The following is a 20,769-nucleotide window of genomic DNA, read 5'->3' as shown; positions in this document are numbered from 1 at the left end:
AGAAGTTTTGTTTGGCGATCGTCTTTTTTGGCGATCGTCTTTGATGACGGAGGTGCGTGGAAATGTGGCAGGGCAATGTGACGGAACGCAAGGCAGGGCCGCCCGAGGTCGGGGTCTCCGTCATCATTTTCGCACTTGCCCATACTCACGCCGAAAACGCCGGAAAAAAGAAGCGTGACGAGCTGTGGATACCGCTGGTACGCCGTGTGCGCGAGCCGTTCAAAGGGATGTGGGCACTTCCCGGCGGGGATCTGCTCGCCGGCAGATCGTTGGAATGGTCGGCGTTCGTCGCATTGGAATCGACCACGAACCTGCGCCCCCGCTATCTCGAACAGCTCTATACGTTCGGCGATCCCCATCGCTCGGGTTCCGCCCTTCCGATGGTTTCCATCGTCTACTGGGCGTTGATCGGCAGCGCCCAGGTCGACGAGCTGCGTGACGGCGACAACGTGCAATGGTTCGCCGAATCCGCTTTGCCGCCGCTGGCCTTCGACCATACCGACATCATCAAATACGCCTTGGATCGTCTGCGTTCGAGAATGTCGTACCCAGACGTGGCTTCGAGGCTTGTCGGCCCGCGCTTTACCTTGCGTCGTCTTCACGACGTCTATGAGGCCATTGCCGGACGTAGCTTCGATCTGGGTAATTTCCGCCGTAAGATGCTCGCTTCCGGCCAGCTTGAAGAGACGGGGGAAAAGCTTGCGGAAGGTCGGCACAGGCCTGCAGCCGTCTATCGTTACAAGCCCGGGGTCGTCTCGAAAGACAATGAGGTATGGAAGTCTTGGGACAAGCACATCAACGCCAAACCCAATCGTTCCGGTAAAAAATTCAGTGGTTTCGGGGCCGGCGACGACGTGCTTTCACCTTTGACCACGGATTGAACGCTTTTAGCGGCAAACGGGTCCAACGTTTTGCAAACATACGGCAAGGCCGCTGGAAGCCCGGATTTCAGGGCTTTGCAAATAGCGTATCCGTGTCGGGATACGTGGATACTATTGTGAAGGTTTGTGTGTAAGTAGAAGGTTAGAGTAGTTCTATCTGATAGACACCCAAGAAAAGGTAATTAGGAGAGGCTTTTATGGCGGTACGTGGTGATATTCGAAATGTGGCGATCGTGGCTCACGTCGATCACGGCAAGACCACGCTGGTCAATGCGATGCTTCAGCAGTCGCATGTGTTCAGCGAACGCGAGGAAGTGCCGGACCGTGTGATGGATTCCAACGATCTCGAGCGTGAGAAGGGCATCACCATCCTCGCCAAGAACACCGCAGTGCAATACACCGGTCCGTTGGCCGCCAAATACGGTGAGCCTCAAGGCATCACCATCAACGTCATCGACACCCCCGGCCACGCCGATTTCGGCGGCGAGGTCGAGCGCGGCATCTCCATGGTCGACGGCGTCGTGCTGCTGGTCGACGCCTCCGAAGGCCCGCTGCCGCAGACCCGTTTCGTGCTGCGCAAGGCACTTGAGGCCAAGCTGCCGGTGATTCTGTGCATCAACAAGGTCGATCGTCCCGACGCGCGAATCAGCGAAGTGGTCAGCGAGACCACCGATCTGCTGCTCGGCCTGGCTCAGGACGTCACCGAGGAAGGCGTCGACCTCGACCTCGACTCCCTGCTCGACCTGCCGGTCATCTATTGCGCCGCGAAGGCCGGCTACGCCTCGCGCAACCAGCCCAAAGACGGAGGCCTGCCGGACAACAAGGACCTTGAACCGCTCTTCGACACCATCATTTCCAACATTCCCGCTCCTGAATATACGGAAGGCGCGCCGCTTCAGGCCCACGTCACCAACATCGACGCCTCCGACTATCTCGGACGTTTGGGCCTGGTCCGCATTTACAACGGCACCCTGCAGAAGGGCAAGCAGTACGGTCTTTCCCGTGTTGACGGCTCGCTCGAAAACTTCAAGCTCACCGAGATCCTACGCACGCAGGGGCTCGACCGCACGCCGGTCGAAGAAGCCGGCCCCGGCGATATCGTCGCCGTTGCAGGTGTCAACGACATCATGATCGGCGAGACCATCGTCGACCCCAACGACCCCAAGCCGCTGCCGTTGATCCACGTCGATGATCCCGCGATCTCCATGACCTTCGGCGTCAACGATTCCCCGTTGGCCGGCCGCGAAGGCAAGGACCACAAGCTCACTGCCCGCATGATCAAGGACAGGCTCGACAAGGAACTCATCGGCAACGTCTCCATCAAGGTGCTGCCCACCGACCGTCCTGACGCTTGGGAGGTGCAGGGCCGTGGCGAACTTGCGCTCGCGATTCTCGCCGAGCAGATGCGCCGCGAAGGCTACGAGCTCACGGTCGGTCGTCCGCAGGTGGTCACCAAGACCATCGACGGCAAGCTCAACGAGCCTATGGAAAACGACACCATCGACGTTCCCGAGGAATACATGGGTGCCGTCACGCAGCTCATGGCCGACCGCAAGGGCCGCATGGATTCCATGTCCAACCACGGTTCCGGCTGGGTCCGCCTGCAGTTCACGGTTCCTTCCCGTGGTCTGATCGGTTTCCGCACCGCGTTGCTGACCGCCACCCGCGGCACCGGCATTTCCAGCTCGATTTCGGCCGGATACGCCCCGTGGGCCGGTGAGATTGTAACCCGCCAGAACGGCTCCATGATCTCCGACCGTGCAGGCACCGCCACTCCTTACGCCATGCAGCGTCTGCAGGCCCGTGGCAACTTCTTCATCGAGCCGCAGAGCAATGTCTATGAGGGCCAGGTCGTCGGCATCAACAACAAGCCCGACGAGCTTGACGTCAACGTCACGCTGGCCAAGCACATGACCAACATGCGTTCCTCCACCGCCGACGTGCTTGAGACGCTCACCCCGCCGATCAAGATGAGCCTCGAAGAATCGCTTGATTTCGCCAACGAGGACGAGTGCGTCGAGGTCACCCCCGAGGCCATCCGCGTGCGCAAGGTCATTCTCGACCGCGACGAATGGTACAAGTGGCACGCCCGTCAGCGTCGCCAGAACGCCAGCAAGAACAAGTAATAGTCGCTGCCGTTTATCTTCTTTCACCTCCTGAATCTTCGGGTTCAGGAAGTGTTTGCGTATTCGCTCGTTGCGTTTGCGACAGTTTTGGTACTATCCTCGTCGTATTTGTAATGGCCTGTTGCGTTTGTGACGTAATCGGGATATTCCGCGTCGTGTATGCAATCAGTAGTTGCGTTTGCGACGTAGATGGGATGTTCCGCGTCGTAAGTGCAATGGTTTGTTGCGTTTGCGACGCAAATGATTTTGGTAGCGTCGCATATGCAACGGATTGACAGGCTTGACCGCCCGATGGGGCATACTGGCATTATGACTTCTCCTGCTCAATCCGCTAAAACCGCCGCACAGAAGGCGGACCTGCCGTTCTCGTATCAATATAACGCGTGGATCCGTGCGCTGATATGCGTGGTTGCGGGCATTGCGGCCGGGGTATGTGGTACGCTCGTCCATCGGCTCGGAGCGCAATACAACCTGCCGATCGGTCTGGTTCTGGCCCTGTTGATCATCGGCGTTTCCACCTGGAGTGCCCGGGCGCGCAGCGGAGTCGTAGGGGTGGGGCTGCATCTGATCGCCTCTTCAGGTGTCATTGCTGTTGCGTCAGTCACTGCCACGTCAGGCGATATCCTGCTGCCGATGGGCTTCTACAGTTCGAGTATTCCTTTTTTGAGCCAAAATGCGTTCTGGTTCTTCTTCATCGGCATGATCGTCATCCAGTTGGCGATGGTGTTTCTTCCGCGAAGCTGGTTTGTCATTCCCGCGCCTAAGAAGGTTCCCGCCAGCCGTCGCAATGCCGTGCCTGCCGACAGCACTCCCCAAGAGGTGACGCAACCATGAGCAGCGTCAGCCGAATCACAAACGTTGATAAAACGGGGCAACCCAACCCGCCCGTCCCGCACAAACTTTTTTTCTTGGGCCCGCGGGGTTCGTTCACCCATCAAGCGGCGGCAAGTGCAGCGGAAGCGCTGGCCGGGTCGCGGGGCGATGTTGCGCTTGAGGCGCGTGAAAACGTTCCGGCCATCATCTGCGACGTCGAGGCTGGAGAGGGCTGGGGCGTCATCGCTTGGGAAAACAGCGTTGAGGGCTATGTCGTCCCGAATCTTGACGCGGTGATCGACGCGAAGGACCTGGCCGGCCTGAGCCGTTTGAGCATGGACATCGCGTTCGATGCTTTCGTGCGGGCGGATGAAAATGTCGAGATTGCGACGGCCGTTGCCGACGAAAGTGTTGCGACGCCAGGGGCTTGCACGGAAAACATTGCGGTCGCAAGGGATGGCGAGGCAAATGGTACAAATGCCGGTTCCGTTCGAAACGGGGATTCCGGCAATAGTGCCCGGGCCTCAGTCGGCGAACGCGACGGGCAAAGCAGCGAATCAATCAAACGAACGTCATATATCTCTTCGTTGCGCGAGATCACGGCGCATCCCCACGGTCTGGCGCAATGCACAAAATTTGCCAGAGCGCACGACCTGACGCCGGTGCCTGCGTCCTCCAATGCCGCGGCCTGCCGCGATATCAAACCGGGACAGGTGGCTTTGGGCCCCTCCTTATGCGGCAAATTGTATGGTCTCAAAACCCTCGAACACAACGTTCAGGATTTCGGCGGCGCCAATACCGATTTTCTTGTGGTCGCGCCCAGGGACGACGTGCGTGCTGTTTTGCAGGAATATCGACAGAATAAAGTCGTCGATTTCGAGACGATTATCGCGGTGATTCCGTTGAGCACAGGCCCCGGTGTCATCGCCAAGCTGCTCGACTCGGTGCGTGACGAGGGCCTCAACATGACCAGTCTCATGTCCCGGCCCATCAAAGGCCACGCTGGTACCTACAGCTTCATCATCACGCTCGACGCCGCGCCTTGGCAAGCCAATTTCAGCCATTTGCTCCACCAGATCGTCGCCGAGGGGGATTGGGCCAAAACATTGGCCGTTTACCCGCGAGGCGAACACCCGAACCCGCCGGTCGACACGTGGATGCTGCCGCAGGGCGGGATATGCCGCAAACGGGCGCAGTCCGACGGGAACGAACAAAGAAGCGTTCCGGGCAATACTGCGGAAAACGGGACCGCTCAGGATGGCAGCGAATCCGCACTGACACAAGATGATGAAATACCGGACGCGATAAAATCCACGCCGCTTGGTGTGGTTGATGATGCCAATGACAGGGTTGAGGCTGAGGAAAGGGAACTGCTGTGGTGAAATCGGTCGGGATTGTCGGTCTCGGACTTATCGGCGGTTCGCTGGCGAGGCGTTTGGCCCAGCGCGACGTTGAGGTCGTTGCTTGGAACCACAACGAAAAACCGTATGCCGCCGCGCGCGAAGACGGGATTACCTGCGTGGATTCGTTGGAGGAACTTGCCGAGGCCAAGCCCGAGGTGCTTTTCCTGTGCAATCCGCTTAAAGCAATGCCTGAGATGTTGCGTAGGCTTGCCCCGGTACTTGACCGTAATGCAATCACGTTAAGCGATGTCGGCAGCGTCAAGGGATTGGTGAGGCAGCAGGTGGAAGAGGCCGGTCTCGCCGATTGTTTCGTCGGAGCACATCCGATGGCAGGCACCGAGTTTTCCGGGTTCGCGGCCAGTGATCCCGCCATCTATGACGATGCGTTGTGGGCGATTACCGTAGACGAAACCACGGATTACGAGCGTTTCCTCAAAGTGGCGACATTGATTACCGGACCGGTCGGTAACCGCGTCATCGTTCTCGACGACCAGACGCACGACCGCGCCGCAGCGATGATCTCCCACACCCCGCACGTCGTTTCGACCGCCTTCATCAACGAATTGAGCGCCAGTCCCGACCGCAATATCGCCGCCGCTCTCGCCGCCGGTTCCTGGCGCGACATGACCCGCGTGGCGCTGACCGACCCGGACCGAACCCGCGCGATGATTGAGGAGGATGCCGACAACGTCGAAGTACTGCTGCGGGACTTGGCAGGCAGACTCATTTCATTCGCCGACGATCTGCATGCTCATGACGATGAGGCGTTGACCCGTTTCTTCGAGGCAGGTCAGCCGTTCCGCGACTACAAGCTGCGCGAACGCGAGTCCGTCAAATCCAGTAATTCCGGCGAATTCAGTAAATCTAGCAAATCTGGCGAGTCCAGTAATCCCGTCAAATCCAGTAATCCCGGCGGACCCAGTAAGTCCGGTGAATCCGGTGCGTTCGGTGGGGCCATCCGACCTCGTACAACGGATGCCGCCGACACCGAATCCAGAAATATGGAATCCGTTGTTTTCAACCGTGAGTCCGAAGTCGGTAGGGGGAAGCGCATCGTCATTGATATTCCGAAGTTCGCCTGGCAACGCACATTCCTCGATTCCGCCCGTCGCGGCGAACACATCATCCGCTTCATCCAGCCTTGGAAGGTCGAGGTTGAGACGCGTTCCGCCATCTGATCGATGTGTATTACCGTTTTGGCTTTGTTCTGATAGGTAATCTGATGGGTAAACCGTGATGTATAGCGGGTTCTGAACCCGATTCTTTCGGCAAAGCCCCGATTACCTCATCTGCCAGTTGATTCAGGGTTCCTGCGATGAGGCTGTTTGCGTTCGGGGATCGGCTTCAACGCCACGATTCGCTCACGCGCAATATCGACGTCCTGCGCCGGGCGCGAGCCGTTGGCGGCAGGGTCGCGGGTGATGGAAAGCGTTCTGCCGTCCCATGAGCGGACGTGTCCGATGAAATCCCGGTATTGCTGGCGGTCGGTTTGTGCGTCGCGTCCGTCAAGCGTGCGGACCATAAGCCGTGCCCCGGTAGGAATAGATTTCGGTAACGGCATTTCTTTCCTTTGTTTGTTCTGTGCCCGCGAGAGTGTTGAATGCTGTTGTTATCATAAGTCGTCTCCGTGGAATAAAGAATTCTGTGCGCTGATACGTTCTTTAAAGCGAGGCAGCGGTTGAAGGTGAAATATAATAAAGAAATAAAGAATTCTTTATTGAAATATGGAAATCATGAAGTGAAGTTCCTGATTTCGGCAATGTCGGCATATAGGCCACAGGGGAGGCGGGAGACGTGGAATATGAACCACAGGTAAACCAGTTTCTCGACTTTCTCAAGGCCAACCGCGGGCTTTCCGACAACACGGTGAAGGCTTACCGCACCGATTTGCTGGAATGCATGGGTTTTCTTGCCGATAGTGGCGTCACCAGTCTGGGTAAGGTCAAGCTCGAGGATCTGCGAGGCTGGATGGCGCATGAATCGGGTGACCACGCCCGCAGCTCCATGGCACGTAAGACCGTGGCCGTCCGCAACTTTTTCGCATGGGCCGACGAGCACGATGTCATCGCCACCAATCCCGCCGCCACCCTGATGACGCCGAAAATCCCGCAGACATTGCCCACCGTCCTGAACGAAACCCAGGCCGAACGTCTGATGGAGACCGTCGATGCCGATTGCATAGAGGCCAAGGAGTCTGAGAATAAAGCCGGCAGGCAAAGCCTGTCGCAAAAAGATGAGGAGCCTGGTGGTGACGGCACTGGTCAAAACGATGATATAAAGGACGATTTCTCGAAAACCAGCGTAAAGGAGGAAGCGCTTGCCCTGCGCGACGCCGCGATGGTCGAGCTGCTCTACGCCACCGGCATCCGCGTGGCTGAGCTGACGGGGCTCGATATCAATGATGTCTCCTTTGATACCAGAACCATCCGGGTGACCGGCAAGGGCGACAAACAACGCGTCGTGCCGTTCGGCGCTCCCGCCTCCCGAGCGCTTGAAGCCTGGCTGTCTGGCTCGGGACGGCCGATACTTGCCAGGGCGCGGAAGCCGGTTACACAATTGGCAAGAATGACACAGCAGGAAAGCAAGTCCGTTAAACCTGCGGGAATCGTTCGCGAGAACAGGGAATCCGTTGAACCTGCGGGAACCGGTGAAAGGCAAAAACAATCCGCCAAATCCGATGATGGTGCGCACGCACTGTTCCTTGGCGCCCGCGGCGGACGCATCGACCAGCGTGTGGTGCGTGAGGTGGTCCATGAAAAAGCGGAGGAGGCCGGCGTGCCCGACATCGGCCCGCATGCCTTGCGACACAGCGCGGCGACCCATCTGCTCGACGGTGGCGCCGACCTGCGCGAAGTGCAGGAGATGCTGGGCCATTCCTCCCTGAAAACCACGCAACGCTATACGCATGTTTCCATCGAACAATTGAAATCACGGTATAAACAGGCTTTTCCGCGAGCATAAATAAAAAATGCGTTTTATGTCGTGTTTCTCCCTGTAATCCTGATTTTTGGCCGTTTATTTTATGAATGTTGACTTGCATAATCCATAAGCTAGCGTATAAATTAAAGAGTAAAGCAATGAGGTTGGCATTTGTGCCGGCCTTTTTTGTTTGATGCGCAGATTTCTGCACAAAACACAAAGATAGGAGAAATCTTATGAAGAAGAAAGGTCTGGCCCTCGCAGCTGTTGTCTGCTCAGCGGCCATGCTCCTTAGCGCCTGTGGTGGCTCCGGCTCCGGCTCTTCGTCGAGTTCATCGTCCAATGGTGGCAAAGACGTCATTTCGATTTTCAATACAGAACCCCAAAACACCCTGATCCCGGGCAACACCAACGAAACCGGCGGCGGCATGGTCTTAAGAGGCCTCTTCTCGCAGCTGGTCCGCTTCGATGCCAAGGGCAACCCCGTCAACGACGAAGCGCAGTCCATCAAGCCGAACGCCGATGGCACGCAATATACCATCACGATCAAGAGCGGCCACAAGTTCAGCGACGGCACCCCGCTCAAGGCCGAGAACTTCACCAAGGCATGGAGCTACGTGGCCAACGCGAAGAACGCGCAGAAGTGCTCGTCCTTCTTCTCCACGATCAAGGGCTACAAGGACCTGCAGAAGGCTGATTCGCTCAAGGGCGACGAGCAGCTTTCCGGTCTGAAAGTCGTCAACGACACCACCTTCACCGTCGATCTGGAGTCCCCGGACGCCACCTTCCCGATCAAGGTCGGCTATTCCGGTTTCGCGCCGCTTCCCGATTCCTTCTTCAAGGATCCGAAGGCCTTCGGCAACAAGCCCGTCGGCAACGGTCCGTACAAGTTCGATTCCTGGAACCACAACACCGACATCAAGATTTTGAAGAACCCTTATTACAAGGGTGACGACAAGCCGCAGAACGACGGCGTTGACTTCAGGATCTACACCAAGTCGAGCGCTGCCTATGCCGATATTCAGGCCGGGCACCTTGACGGCATGAACGCCATCCCGCCGGAGGACACCAAGAGCTTCCAGACGGATTCGAACCTTCAGGCCTACAACAAGCCTGGTTCCTCGATCCAGCAGTTCACCATTCCTTCCGACCTCCCTCATTTCCAGACCGGCACCGAGGAAGGCACGCTGCGTCGTCAGGCCATCTCCATGTCCATCGACCGCAACACCATCGTCAAGAAGGTGCTCAACGGCACCGGCGAGCCCGCACACGAGTTCACCGCTCCGGTGATCCCGGGCTATTCCGCAACGCTCAAGGGCAACGAGAACCTCAAATACAACCCCAACAAGGCCAAGGAACTCTGGGCCAAGGCCAATGCAATCTCGAAGGACACCGATACGCTGAAGCTCGCCTACAACTCCGACGGCACCTCCAAGCCGGTTTTCGACGCGATGGTCAACTCCATCAACAACACCCTTGGTTCAAGTGTGGCCGCCACGGATCCTCTGCCCACCTTCCAGGAATTCCGTGACGCCATCTCCAACCGCAAGGTCAAGGGCGGCTTCCGTTCCGGCTGGATGCCTGATTATCCGTCCGCCGAGAACTATCTGGTCCAGAACTTCGCGACCTCCGCAGGCCACGGCAATGGCTCCAACGACGGCGATTACAGTAACCCGAAGTTCGATGATCTGCTCAACAAGGCCTATGCGGCCAAGTCCGTCGATGAGGCGAACCAGTACTATCAGCAGGCTCAGGAAGTCCTGCTGAACGACCTGCCGGCCATCCCGCTGTATTACATGGCGAATGACGGCGTGGCAGCCAAGGGCGTCAAGGGCTTCGCCATTGATTGGCAGTCCTACCCGACCTTCATCCAGATGCACAAGTGATGCATCGCCGAACATCCGTCCGGCTTAGGTTGTTGAATGCCGGACGGAAAATCGGCTGATCATAAAGGGAACGTATGTTTTTGCATGCGTTCCCTTTATGTTTTTCCATATCGTTCTATTCGCTTTTGTTCTGTATCGTTTTCTTTTTGAGTTTTGCTGCATTCGATGCGGTCTGAAGGGCGACTTATTGGTTGTTGCGCTTCCCGTTGTCGGCTTTTATTGTCCGCATAGTGTTCGTTTTTGCATTTTCGTAACATGAATGCGCTTCAATGACGATTTACGGCCGAATTTATCGCGGCTGTAACAATCTATGTCCGGATTGTGGTTGATATCCGGGCCTAACGACAACAGATTGCAGAAGGATAGAGGGATGAAGAAAAGACTATTGGCGGTTTCTGCCGCGCTATGTTCCATGGCCATGCTACTTGCCGGTTGCGGCTCCAACGGTGGCAGCGATTCCGGGCAGAAGGGCTCGAAAACCGTCATCACGGCATTTGACACCGAGCCGCAGAATCCGCTGATTCCGGGCAACACCAACGAATCCGGCGGCAACCGCCCGGATTCCCTGATTTTCGCGGGGCTGGTCTCGTTTGATGCCAAAGGCAAGGCGTCCAACGAGGTGGCCCAATCGATTGATGGCAACGCGAATTCGACGCAATATACCGTCAAGCTCAAGCCGGGCTGGAAATTCAGCGACGGCACGCCGGTGACCTCGAAGTCCTTCACGAAGGCGTGGAGTTATGTGGCCAACGTCAAGAACGCGCAGAAGTGCTCGTCCTTCTTCTCCACCATCCAGGGCTATGACGACCTGCAGAAGGCCGGCGGCCTCAAGGGCGACGAACAGCTTTCCGGCCTGAAGGACGTCGACGATACGACCTTCACCGTCACGATGTCCAAGCCGGACGCGACGTTCCCCATCAAGGTCGGCTATCTCGCCTTCGCGCCGCTGCCGGAGAGCTTCTACAAGAACCCCAAGGCCTTCGGCAACGCCCCTGTGGGCAACGGCCCGTACAAGCTGGAAAGCTGGAACCATAACACCGATATCACTTTGGTGCGCAACAAGCTGTACAAGGGCAATGTCAAGCCCAAGAACGACGGCGTCACCTTCAAGATCTACACCAAGGTGGACTCGGCCTACGCCGACGTGCAGGCAGGCAACCTCGACGTGCTCGACACCGTGCCGACTGCCGATGCCAAGAACTTCCAGACCGATACGAACGTGCAGGCCTACAACCAGCCCGGTTCGGTGATCCAGATGTTCACCATCCCTTCGAACCTGCCGCATTTCGTCTCTGGCACGCAGGAAGGCACCTTGCGCCGTCAGGCCATCTCCAAGGCCATCGACAGGCAGGGGATCATCAAGAAGGTGCTCAATGGCACGGGCACCCAGCCAGTCGATTTCACCTCGCCCAAGACCCCGGGATTCTCCAAGGATCTCAAAGGCAAGGACAATCTGGTCTACAACGCCGCCCAGGCCAAGGAACTGTGGGCAAAAGCCGATGCCATCTCCAAGGACAACGACAAATTCACCATCTCCTACAACACCGACGGCGGTTACAAGGCCATTTACGACGCCATGATCAATTCGATCAAGAACACGCTGGGCATCGACGCCGCCGCCGACCCGATGCCGACCTTCCAGGAGTTCCGCAACGCCGTCGACAAACGCAGCATCAAGGGCGGCTTCCGTTCCGGCTGGCAGCCCGACTATCCGTCCGCCGAGAACTACCTGTTCCAGGAATATGATTCCGCCGCCGCCCACGGCAACGGTTCCAACGACGGCGATTACAGCAACCAGAAATTCGACGCCTTGATGGACCAGGCATATGCGGCGCCCTCCACCGACGCTGCCAACGCCATCTACAGCCAGTCGCAGGAAATCCTGCTGAACGACATGCCGGCGATTCCTATGTATTACGACAATGCGCATGGCGTGGCTTCCAAGGGTCTGAAAGGCCTGGTGGCGGATTGGGAAAATATGCCGGTATACAGTCAATTGCATAAATAATCATCGCTTCGTTTCGCCTTGAAATAAAGCGGAAATCCATGTGAAGGTGACGGTCTTGATGACATCACCTTCACATTTTTTAAACATCCTTGACTTGTGTTTGCGCTACACTTACAGGCATATGTCTAAAAGCCAAGGGGATTATCAGTGCTTTCAAGTTATTTGGCAGATCCTGGGCTTAGGAAAATAAGGAGTTAACCGATGGGCAAGTATCTTCTGCGCCGTATTCTGCAGATGATCCCCGTGGTTCTCGGCACAACGTTGTTGGTCTACGCCCTTGTTTTCGCACTTCCCGGTGATCCGGTGAAGGCGATGTTCGGGGACAAGCCAGTCAATGCTGCGGTTGCGGCCCAGATTCGCGCGGAATATAACCTTGACAAGCCATTCATCATCCAGTATCTGCTGTTTCTGAAGAACGCGCTGACACTCAATTTCGGCAACACGTTCGCCGGTCAGCCCGTCATCGACGAGATAGGGCGCGCCTTCCCGGTGACCATCAAGCTGGCGTTGATGGCGTTCGTCTTCGAAGCCGTCTTCGGTGTCATCTTCGGCATCATCTCGGGCCTCAAGAAGGGCAAGTGGTACGATTCCGTCATTCTTATCGTCTCCCTTCTGCTTATCTCCGTGCCGACCTTCGTCACCGGCTTCCTGGCCCAGTACTTCCTCGGCGTCAAATGGCGTCTGCTACCGGTCACCGCGGGCAGCGACCCCGGTTTCCTCGATTTGCTGATGCCGGCCATGGTGCTTGGTTCCGTTTCGATGGCCTACATCATCAGGCTTACACGTTCCGAGGTCTCCTCGAACATCGCCGAGGACTATGTGCGCACCGCACGCGCCAAGGGCATGAGCAATCGCTCAGTCATCGTTCGTCATGTGCTGCGTAACTCCTTGATCCCAGTGGTCACCTACCTCGGGCAGGATCTGGGAGCGCTCATGGGCGGCGCGATGATCTCCGAGACCATCTTCAACGTGCACGGCATCGGGTTCCTGACTTATCAGAGCATTCTCAAAGGCGAAAGCAATATGGTCGTCTCCATCGTCACGCTTCTGACCCTGATCTTTGTGGTATGCAATCTGGCCGTCGATATGCTTTACGCGGCTCTTGATCCGCGCATCAGGTACGCGTGAGTAGGGAGGAGACCAAATGAGCGACAAAATGACAAATACAACCATGGCCGAATCCCGTGTACTTCCAGGGCAGGAACGTTATGTGGCACCCCCGGATGCGGTAAAGCTGCAGAAAGTCGATTCGGTCGACGAATCGGCACCGGCCACCAGCATGTGGGCCGACGCGTGGAGGACCCTGCGCAAGAACCCGCTCTTCATTGTTTCGGCGATGCTGATTCTTTGCGTCATCTTCGTGGCGCTGTTCCCGGGTGTCTTCACCCGTCAGGACCCCAACTTCTGCCAGCTGGAGCATTCGCTCGACAAAAGCAGCCCGGGCCATCCCTTCGGCTACGACACCCAGGGGTGCGACGTCTTCACCCGTACCGTCTACGGCACCCGCACCTCGCTGAGCGTCGGCATCCTGACCACGCTGCTGGTCATGGTCGTGGGCTCCTTGATCGGTGCCCTTGCCGGCTTCTTCGGCGGCTGGATCGACGCGGTCTTGAGCCGTTTCACCGATATCTTCATGGCCATCCCGCTGCTGCTTGGCGCCATCGTCGTGCTGCAGATGTTCCGTACTTCCGGATCCGTTTGGAAGATCGTACTGGTGCTGACGTTGTTCGGCTGGACGCAGACCGCGCGTATATCGCGAGGCGCGGTGATGGAGACCAAGAACCTTGAGTTCAACACCGCTTCCACCGCGCTCGGTTCGACGCCGTGGCGCAACCTGATGCGGCATATTTTGCCCAATTCCATGGCTTCGATCATCGTGGTGACCACTACCTCGCTCGGGACCTACATCGTCTCCGAGGCGACCCTGAGCTTCCTTGGTATCGGTTTGCCGACGACCACTGTGAGCTGGGGCGGCGATATCTCCAACGCGCAGACCATCCTGCGCACCGATCCCTCGGTCCTCTTCTATCCGTCGGCCGCGCTGGCCATTACGGTGCTCGCCTTCATCATGATGGGCGACGCCGTCAAGGACGCGCTTGACCCCAAGAGCCGTACGGCGTGAGTACGGAGGAAAACACGATGAGTGAAATGAACAGCAACAACGAAAAGAACGAAAAACTCTTCGAAATGCAGAAGGAGCAGGGGCCGATTCTTGAGGTCAAGGACCTCAAGGTCGACTTCACCACCGGCGACAAGCGTGCGGTACACGCCGTGCGGGATGCCTCGTTCAACGTCTACCCAGGTCAATGGGTGGCTATCGTGGGCGAATCCGGCTCCGGCAAATCCACTTCGGCCATGGCCGTTCTGGGCCTCCTTCCCGGCACCGGTCACGTTGTGGGCGGCTCCATCAAGCTGGAAGGCGAGGAGATTTCCGGTTATACGCGCAAGCAGTATGAGCAGATTCTCGGCGACAAGATGGGCTTGGTCCCGCAGGACCCGATGAGCAACCTGAATCCGGTCTGGCGCATCGGCACCCAGGTGGAAGAGGCTTTGAAAGCCAATCACATGGATATCTCTCACGAGAAACGCTCCAAGCTGGCCAAGGCGTTGGCCGGCGGCGAAGTGGATGTGAAAAGCGAGGACGATGAGACCTTCATCGGTTCCAAGGAGCTTCCCGACCTGCTCAAGGCAGCTCAAACCGCACTGAGCGAGGCCGGCGTCACCGGTGACAAAGCCAAGAAGAAAATGGGGCATTTCACCGCCGAATGGGTTCCGGGTTCGGAAACCCGTTGGCGCGTGGCCGATGACCTGATCAAGGCCGGTGTCTCCGACGGCAAGGCGTGGGAGATCGCCAAGCAGTATGTCATCGGCAGCACCATGACCGACCGTATCGCGGGGCTTTTGGAGGAGGCCGGCCTGCCCGATGCGGCGACCCGTGCCCGTCAGTACCCGCATGAGTTCTCCGGCGGTATGCTGCAGCGTGCGCTCATTGCCATCGGTCTGGCCTGCCGTCCCGACCTGCTGATCGCCGACGAGCCCACCAGCGCCCTCGACGTCACCGTGCAGAAGAGGATCCTCGACCACCTGCACACCCTGACCGATGAGCTCGGCACCGCAGTGCTCTTTATCACCCATGATCTGGGTCTGGCCGCCGAGCGCGCCCAGCAGATCGTCGTGATGTACAAGGGGCAGGTCGTCGAATCCGGCCCGTCACTTGAAGTGCTGCAGCATCCGCAGCATCCCTACACGAAGCGCCTGGTGGCCGCGGCCCCGTCACTGGCCTCGCAGCGCATCATCTCCGCCAAGGAGCACGGCGAAAACGCCGAGGCCCTGATGGAGCATCATGTCAAGGGCGAGGAAACGCTCGAGAAAAGCGAACACATCATCACGGTGAGCCACCTGACCAAGGAGTTCAAACTCCCTCGCAAGAAGGAAATGTTCAAGGCCGTCGACGACGTGTCGTTCTCGGTCAAGCGTGGCACCACGCTTGCCATCGTGGGCGAGTCCGGTTCCGGCAAATCCACCGTGGCCAATATGGTTCTGAAGCTTCTGAAACCCACGAGCGGCACCGTGACCTATGAAGGCAAGGACATCAGCGAGTTCGAGGGCAAGTCGCTTCTGGACTTCCGCAGGCACGTCCAGCCCGTCTTCCAGAACCCGTACGGTTCGCTCGACCCGATGTATTCGATCTACCGCTCCATCGAGGAGCCGCTGCGCATCCACAAGATCGGCGACAAGAAGAGCCGCGAGAAACGCGTGCGCGAGCTGCTCGACTTGGTTGAGATGCCGCAATCGGTGATGCAGCGCTACCCAAACGAGCTTTCCGGCGGCCAGCGCCAGCGTATCGCCGTCGCCCGCGCCATGGCGCTGAACCCCGACGTCATCGTCTGCGATGAGGCCGTTTCCGCCCTCGACGTTCTGGTGCAGGATCAGGTGTTGAGGCTGCTCAACGATTTGCAGGCCGAGCGCGGACTGAGCTATCTTTTCATCACCCATGATCTGGCTGTGGTCCGTCAGATCGCCGACGAGGTCGTGGTGATGCAGAAGGGCAGACTCGTCGAGCATGCCACCACCGACGAGGTTTTCGACCATCCTCAGCAGCAGTACACCAAGGATCTGCTTGACGCGATTCCCGGCGGCCATTTGCAGCTCGGTTTGGACTGAGCCTTAGCAACTACCGATAAAAACCCGCTTGAGGGTTCAGTCAATCCCGTCACCAAACGTGACGGGATTTTCATATTCCGCAACGAACGCATGTTGTACTCTGCCGCGACCACGCAAGCGTGTATCGTCGGGAATCATGAGCATAACTGTGACTACTTCGAATCTGAACGGTATCCGCGCGGCCAAACGCAAGGGTGTGCTTGACTGGGCCGAGGCCAATACCCCCGACATCTGGTGCATGCAGGAGGTGCGTGCCCCGCAGGAGGAGATCGACCCGATTTTCTCCGCCATGGCCGACGGGTATGAAAAGGCCGGCAAAGTGCCGGAAGCCGACGAACTGGGTCGTATGGACGAGGTCTGCCGCATCAAAGGACGTGCGGGCGTCGGCCTGTTAAGCGACCTCAAGATCGAAGAACAGCGCTACGGGCTGATGGATTTGAGCGACGACGTCGATTCCGGCCGGTGGATCGAAGCCGACGTCACCACGCCGAGCGGCATGAAACTGACCGTGGCCAGCGTCTACGTACACGCGGGCAACACCGATGACCCCAACAAGATGACCCAGAAATTCCGCTTCCTCGACCGTATGCTCGAGCGCATGGGTGAGCTTCGCGACGAGGCCGAGAAAGGCGGGCGGCAGGCGCTGCTGTGCGGCGATATGAACATCGCCCACACCCCGCTGGACATCAAGAACGCTAAGGCCAACGAGAAGCACTCCGGCTTCCTTCCCGAAGAACGCGCCTACGTCGACAAGTGGCTCGACCCCGCGCAATGCGGTTTCGTTGATGTAATGCGAAACTTGGCCGGCGACGTGCAGGGCCCGTATACCTGGTGGAGCCAGCGTGGTCGTGCCTTCGACAACAACGTCGGCTGGAGAATCGACTACCAGCTGGCCACCCCGGGACTGGCCCAGAAAGCCAAGTCCTTCGATATCGACCGTGCACCTTCCTATGACACCCGCTGGTCGGACCATGCGCCGTTGAGCGTGGTATACGAGGTCTGACCGGTAATTTCATCCGGTATTAAAAGTTCCCGGTCTTTCAGACTTTGCCGGGTGATAGGCTTGACCAAGGTTAATGACGTTTTTGAATGGAGAACTATGGGATTGTTCGGATTCGGCAAAAAGAAGCATAACGACGACGATGACGAGGCCGAAGCCAAGGCGAAAGATGCCGAGGCGAAAGACGAGGCTGCCGATTCTGGCGCCCAAGACAACAGCGTCGATAACGATGAGGCTGTAGCCGAGGATAGTGAAGGCGCCACAAGCGAGGATGGACAGGCGGATTCCGACGAGGAAGAGGCGGAGACCATCAAGGACCACAAGGTTCCCGATGAGCCCAGCGAAGCCTATCCCGAGCGTGGCGAGCTTTACGGGCCGTGGGACATCGACGAGGAGGAAGCGCCGGATTACGATGAATACCTTGACATGGGCGCCTACTATCTGCCGTTCATGCCGGGCATCGAACTTCGTGTGAAGGCCAACCGTGCCAGTGGCCAGGTGCTCGGCTGCACCATTTCCTACAAGACCTCCAGCCTCGAAATCGAAGCGCTCGCCGCCCCCAAGACCTTGGGCCTCTGGGACGGGGTGAGCGAGGACCTGCTGGCCGCCAATCCCAAGGCCAGCCAGGAGCCCGGCATTTTCGGCACCGAGATCAAGCTGCCGGTCGTTGTCAAAGGCGGCAAAAAGCTGATTACCCGCATCGTCGGCGTCGATGGCCCTCGTTGGATGCTCCGCGGCATCTTCTCCGGTCGCGCCGCCACCCATCCGGAAAGCCCCGAGACCAAGGCATTGAATCAGTTCTTCTCCGATATCGTGGTCGACCGTGGAGAGGAGCCGTTGGCACCGCGTGATCTGATTCCGATGCATGCCCCGGTTTCTCCTGAGGAACGTCGTAAGGCCGATGAGGCCGCGGCCGCAGCCGACAAGGATGGCAAGGACCACAAGATTCCCAAGCGCATCAAGGGCCCGTTCGTCGCCGACCAGCAGACCGAGGTCCAGACCACGATTTCGCGTGGCCCGATGTTCTCGGAACTGCGCTGATTCGTTTGTCTTTTATTTCGCCGGTTTGCCTTCTCGGGCGGACCGGCGAATTATGTAACAGCCTGGATTGTTTGGAACAATAAGGCTTATCGGAAAATAATTACAACAATATTTACAACAAACGCTCTAAACTTGCGAAACGGAACAGGAAAACATGGCCGACACCAAGAAACGTCAGGGATTCGCCGCACTGGCCGCGGCCGGCAACGGCGAGGACTTCTCCGTCATCGACGCCATCGGCGGGATTCGTGGCGTCGTCGAATCGATGCTGCCGGGCTTCGTTTTCGTGGTCATGTTCGTGGTCACCTCCGACCTGAAGATGACCATCATCGTCTCCGCGGTTTTGGCCGTGCTGTTGGTGTTGGTGCGTCTGTTGCAACGTCAGACCATACTCGGCGCGTTGGCCGGGCTCATTTCCGTGGCGATCTGCCTGATCTGGGCATGGAACACGCACGAGGCTCGCAACTATTACATGTACGGGTTCCTTACCAACAGCATCTATATCGTTGTGTTGGCCATCACCATGGCCATCCGCGTGCCTGGCGTCGGCTTTCTGGTCGAGTTCATCCGTTCCCTGCCCACCGAGCATTTCCGCGCGTGGCTTGCCGATTGGCGAGGTGATAGAAAGCTTATGCGCGCCTACGACATCGTCACGGTGATGTGGATCGGCGTCTTCGCGCTCCGGCTGGTGGTGCAGGTGCCGCTGTATCTGACCAATCACGTCACTTGGCTCGGCACGACGCGGCTTTTGATGGGCCTGCCGTTCTGGGCGCTGGCGATTTGGATTTCCTATCTTCTCATTGCCGACCCGATGAGGCATCACCCAAAGTTCAAACCGCAAGATGACGAGGACGGCGATAGGGATGCAGGCAATGGCGTCGAGGACAAGACGGAACCGGACGCTGTTGCCGCAACCAATGCCAATATGGATAGCGGAGCAGAGGCATAGGCCGGAAACGCTGACCTTGCCGACGATATGGTGATGGCGCCAAGGCTGGCGCAACATTCGCGGGTGTCGGGGCGGCCACGGATATCGCCAAAATCACGACGACGCGAAAACACGGACGAGGGTCAACGATAGACTGATATTCCAGTCATGGGGACATGCCGGTTGTATCTGATACGTATGAATATCGTCGGCAGTCCGTCAAATGAAAAACAACTTCCGGCGTGGCGAATGGATAGACGGCCGCGCTCCTATTGATTCTTAGAAGCCGAGGTCAAGTATGCAAGCCACAGTACGTATCGAACGTTACGCCGATCAGGGGCGCTGCGTCGCCCATATCGACGGACGGGTGGTGTTCGTGCGTTTCGCGCTGCCCGGCGAACTGGACACCATCGAACTGGACGAGCCGCACAATCGTGACGACCGCTTCTGGACCGGCGAAGTCGTCGACGTGGTGGAGGCTTCGGATGACCGCGTCGAACCGCTTTGGCCGCTGGCCGGACCGTTGGCCCAAGGCGGGGGAGTCGGCGGTGCCGATCTCATCCACGTCTCGCTGCCGGGACAATTGAAATGGAAGTCCGCCGTCATCACCGACCAGATGCGGCGCATGGGTCATCTCGATATCGACGACGTGCCGGTGGCACGTATGGACGGCGATGTGGATGAAAAAGGCCTGCATTGGCGCACCCGCATCGAGCTGATCGCTGACGAGGAAGGCCGTGCCTCGATGCGTCGCCGCGCCTCGCACACCCGCGTGCGTATCGACACGATGCCGTTGGCCACCCGCGCGCTGCTGGCCGTCGCCCGCGACCAGAAACTGTGGGACGAGCGGTTCGAGCCCGGTGCCAAAATCCGTGTCGCCGTGCCTGAACCCCGTGATATCCATACCGCCCGCGCGTCGAACAAGGCGTTGCTTGAAGCAGTAGGAGACAACTTTGCCATCACGGTTGACGGCCATCTGCGTGGCGGTTCGAAGCGCTTGAAGGAAGTCGTGGACGTGGACGGCAAACGCTACAAGTACGGTGTTGAGGCCGACGGGTTCTGGCAGGTGCATCGCATGGCCCCGCCCACGCTCGTCAAATATGTGATGCGTCTGGTCAGCCAGGAGCTTTCCGGCGTGCAGTCCGCCACGCTCTGGGATCTCTTCTCCGGCTCCGGCCTCTTTACGGTGCCGCTTGCCAAGACTTTTGCCCATACGCAGATGCTGTCGGTGGAAGGCGGTCGTATGGCCGTGCGCAACGCCGAACGCAACCTGCATATCGCCAAGGATGCCAACGTCACCCTGATGCAGGGCGACGTCTCGCACTGCCTACGCAGGGTTCCCGAAGAATTGGCCAATCCCAACGTCGTCGTGCTCGACCCGCCACGTGCCGGCGCGAAGGCGCAGGTCTGTCGTCAGCTCGCCGAAGCCGGAACGCATTCCATCATCTACATCGCCTGCGACCCGACCAGCCTCGCCCGCGACACCGCCACGCTCACCAAGCTTGGCTATGGTTTGAAATCGATTCAGGCGTTCGATATCTACCCGATGACCCACCACGTCGAGACCGTCGCGCTGTTCGTGTGCAACGGCGAGTGAAGT

General features: G+C 58.2%; 14 protein-coding genes and 3 pseudogenes. 16 read left to right on the top strand and 1 reads right to left on the bottom strand.

All coding sequences use genetic code 11. The features are described from left to right. The first annotated feature begins 62 nt into the window (after window positions 1-62). The 6 genes and pseudogenes from OZX67_RS06595 to OZX67_RS06575 form a co-directional block, all read left to right on the top strand. Window positions 63-881 carry an NUDIX hydrolase gene (locus OZX67_RS06595; RefSeq protein ID WP_277144987.1) on the top strand — a complete coding sequence of 273 codons (819 nt, stop codon included), beginning with the start codon at window positions 63-65 and terminating at the stop codon, window positions 879-881. Between the two features lie 197 nt (window positions 882-1,078). Then, entirely contained in the window at window positions 1,079-3,007 is a 1,929-nt protein-coding gene (gene typA, locus OZX67_RS06590; protein WP_277141904.1) for a translational GTPase TypA, read from the top strand. Between the two features lie 261 nt (window positions 3,008-3,268). Continuing rightward, on the top strand, window positions 3,269-3,841 hold the full coding sequence (locus OZX67_RS06585; protein ID WP_277141903.1) for an alcohol dehydrogenase: 573 nt from the start codon (window positions 3,269-3,271) through the stop codon (window positions 3,839-3,841). Further along, window positions 3,838-4,191: pseudogene (locus OZX67_RS09655) on the top strand (prephenate dehydratase domain-containing protein); the annotation flags it as partial. The gene OZX67_RS06585 and the pseudogene OZX67_RS09655, both read left to right, overlap by 4 nt. A 213-nt stretch (window positions 4,192-4,404) precedes the next feature. After that, window positions 4,405-4,998: pseudogene (locus OZX67_RS09650) on the top strand (prephenate dehydratase domain-containing protein); the annotation flags it as partial. A 197-nt stretch (window positions 4,999-5,195) separates the two neighbouring features. Next, window positions 5,196-6,035: pseudogene (locus tag OZX67_RS06575) on the top strand (prephenate dehydrogenase/arogenate dehydrogenase family protein); the annotation flags it as partial. A 473-nt stretch (window positions 6,036-6,508) separates the two neighbouring features. Here OZX67_RS06575 and OZX67_RS06570 read toward each other — a convergent pair. Beyond that, window positions 6,509-6,784, bottom strand: coding sequence for a DUF6725 family protein (locus tag OZX67_RS06570; protein ID WP_277141902.1), 276 nt, complete (start codon window positions 6,782-6,784; stop codon window positions 6,509-6,511). 233 nt (window positions 6,785-7,017) lie between these two features. On the opposite strand from OZX67_RS06570, the gene OZX67_RS06565 reads away from it, so the two are divergent. From OZX67_RS06565 to OZX67_RS06520, 10 genes are all read left to right on the top strand, one after another. Beyond that, a complete protein-coding gene (locus OZX67_RS06565; RefSeq protein WP_277141901.1) occupies window positions 7,018-8,184 on the top strand; it encodes a tyrosine recombinase XerC in 1,167 nt (388 codons plus the stop codon). A gap of 194 nt (window positions 8,185-8,378) precedes the next feature. Beyond that, window positions 8,379-10,028 carry an ABC transporter substrate-binding protein gene (locus tag OZX67_RS06560; RefSeq protein ID WP_277141900.1) on the top strand — a complete coding sequence of 550 codons (1,650 nt, stop codon included), beginning with the start codon at window positions 8,379-8,381 and terminating at the stop codon, window positions 10,026-10,028. Between the two features lie 370 nt (window positions 10,029-10,398). Then, window positions 10,399-12,036 (top strand): ABC transporter substrate-binding protein, encoded by a 1,638-nt coding sequence (locus tag OZX67_RS06555; RefSeq protein WP_277141899.1) that lies wholly within the window; start codon window positions 10,399-10,401, stop codon window positions 12,034-12,036. 201 nt (window positions 12,037-12,237) lie between these two features. Further along, window positions 12,238-13,164: an ABC transporter permease gene (locus OZX67_RS06550; RefSeq protein ID WP_277141898.1), complete on the top strand. Its 927-nt coding sequence runs from the start codon at window positions 12,238-12,240 to the stop codon at window positions 13,162-13,164. A 28-nt stretch (window positions 13,165-13,192) separates the two neighbouring features. Further along, a complete protein-coding gene (locus tag OZX67_RS06545) occupies window positions 13,193-14,158 on the top strand; it encodes an ABC transporter permease (protein ID WP_277144985.1) in 966 nt (321 codons plus the stop codon). Window positions 14,159-14,175: 17 nt separating this feature from the next. Next, complete coding sequence (locus OZX67_RS06540) at window positions 14,176-16,200, top strand: ABC transporter ATP-binding protein (protein WP_277141897.1); 2,025 nt, start codon at window positions 14,176-14,178, stop codon at window positions 16,198-16,200. Between the two features lie 136 nt (window positions 16,201-16,336). Continuing rightward, complete coding sequence (locus OZX67_RS06535) at window positions 16,337-17,203, top strand: exodeoxyribonuclease III (protein ID WP_277141896.1); 867 nt, start codon at window positions 16,337-16,339, stop codon at window positions 17,201-17,203. 96 nt (window positions 17,204-17,299) lie between these two features. Beyond that, entirely contained in the window at window positions 17,300-18,241 is a 942-nt protein-coding gene (locus OZX67_RS06530; protein WP_277141895.1) for a DUF3710 domain-containing protein, read from the top strand. A gap of 154 nt (window positions 18,242-18,395) precedes the next feature. Beyond that, window positions 18,396-19,190 (top strand): DUF3159 domain-containing protein, encoded by a 795-nt coding sequence (locus OZX67_RS06525; protein WP_277141894.1) that lies wholly within the window; start codon window positions 18,396-18,398, stop codon window positions 19,188-19,190. A gap of 277 nt (window positions 19,191-19,467) precedes the next feature. Further along, window positions 19,468-20,766, top strand: coding sequence for a TRAM domain-containing protein (locus OZX67_RS06520; RefSeq protein WP_277141893.1), 1,299 nt, complete (start codon window positions 19,468-19,470; stop codon window positions 20,764-20,766). Window positions 20,767-20,769: the final 3 nt, after the last annotated feature.

The organism is Bifidobacterium sp. ESL0728, assembly GCF_029392015.1.
In the GTDB taxonomy this organism is placed as follows: Bacteria; Actinomycetota; Actinomycetes; order Actinomycetales; family Bifidobacteriaceae; genus Bifidobacterium.
This window is presented reverse-complemented; position numbering and strand designations above follow the sequence as displayed.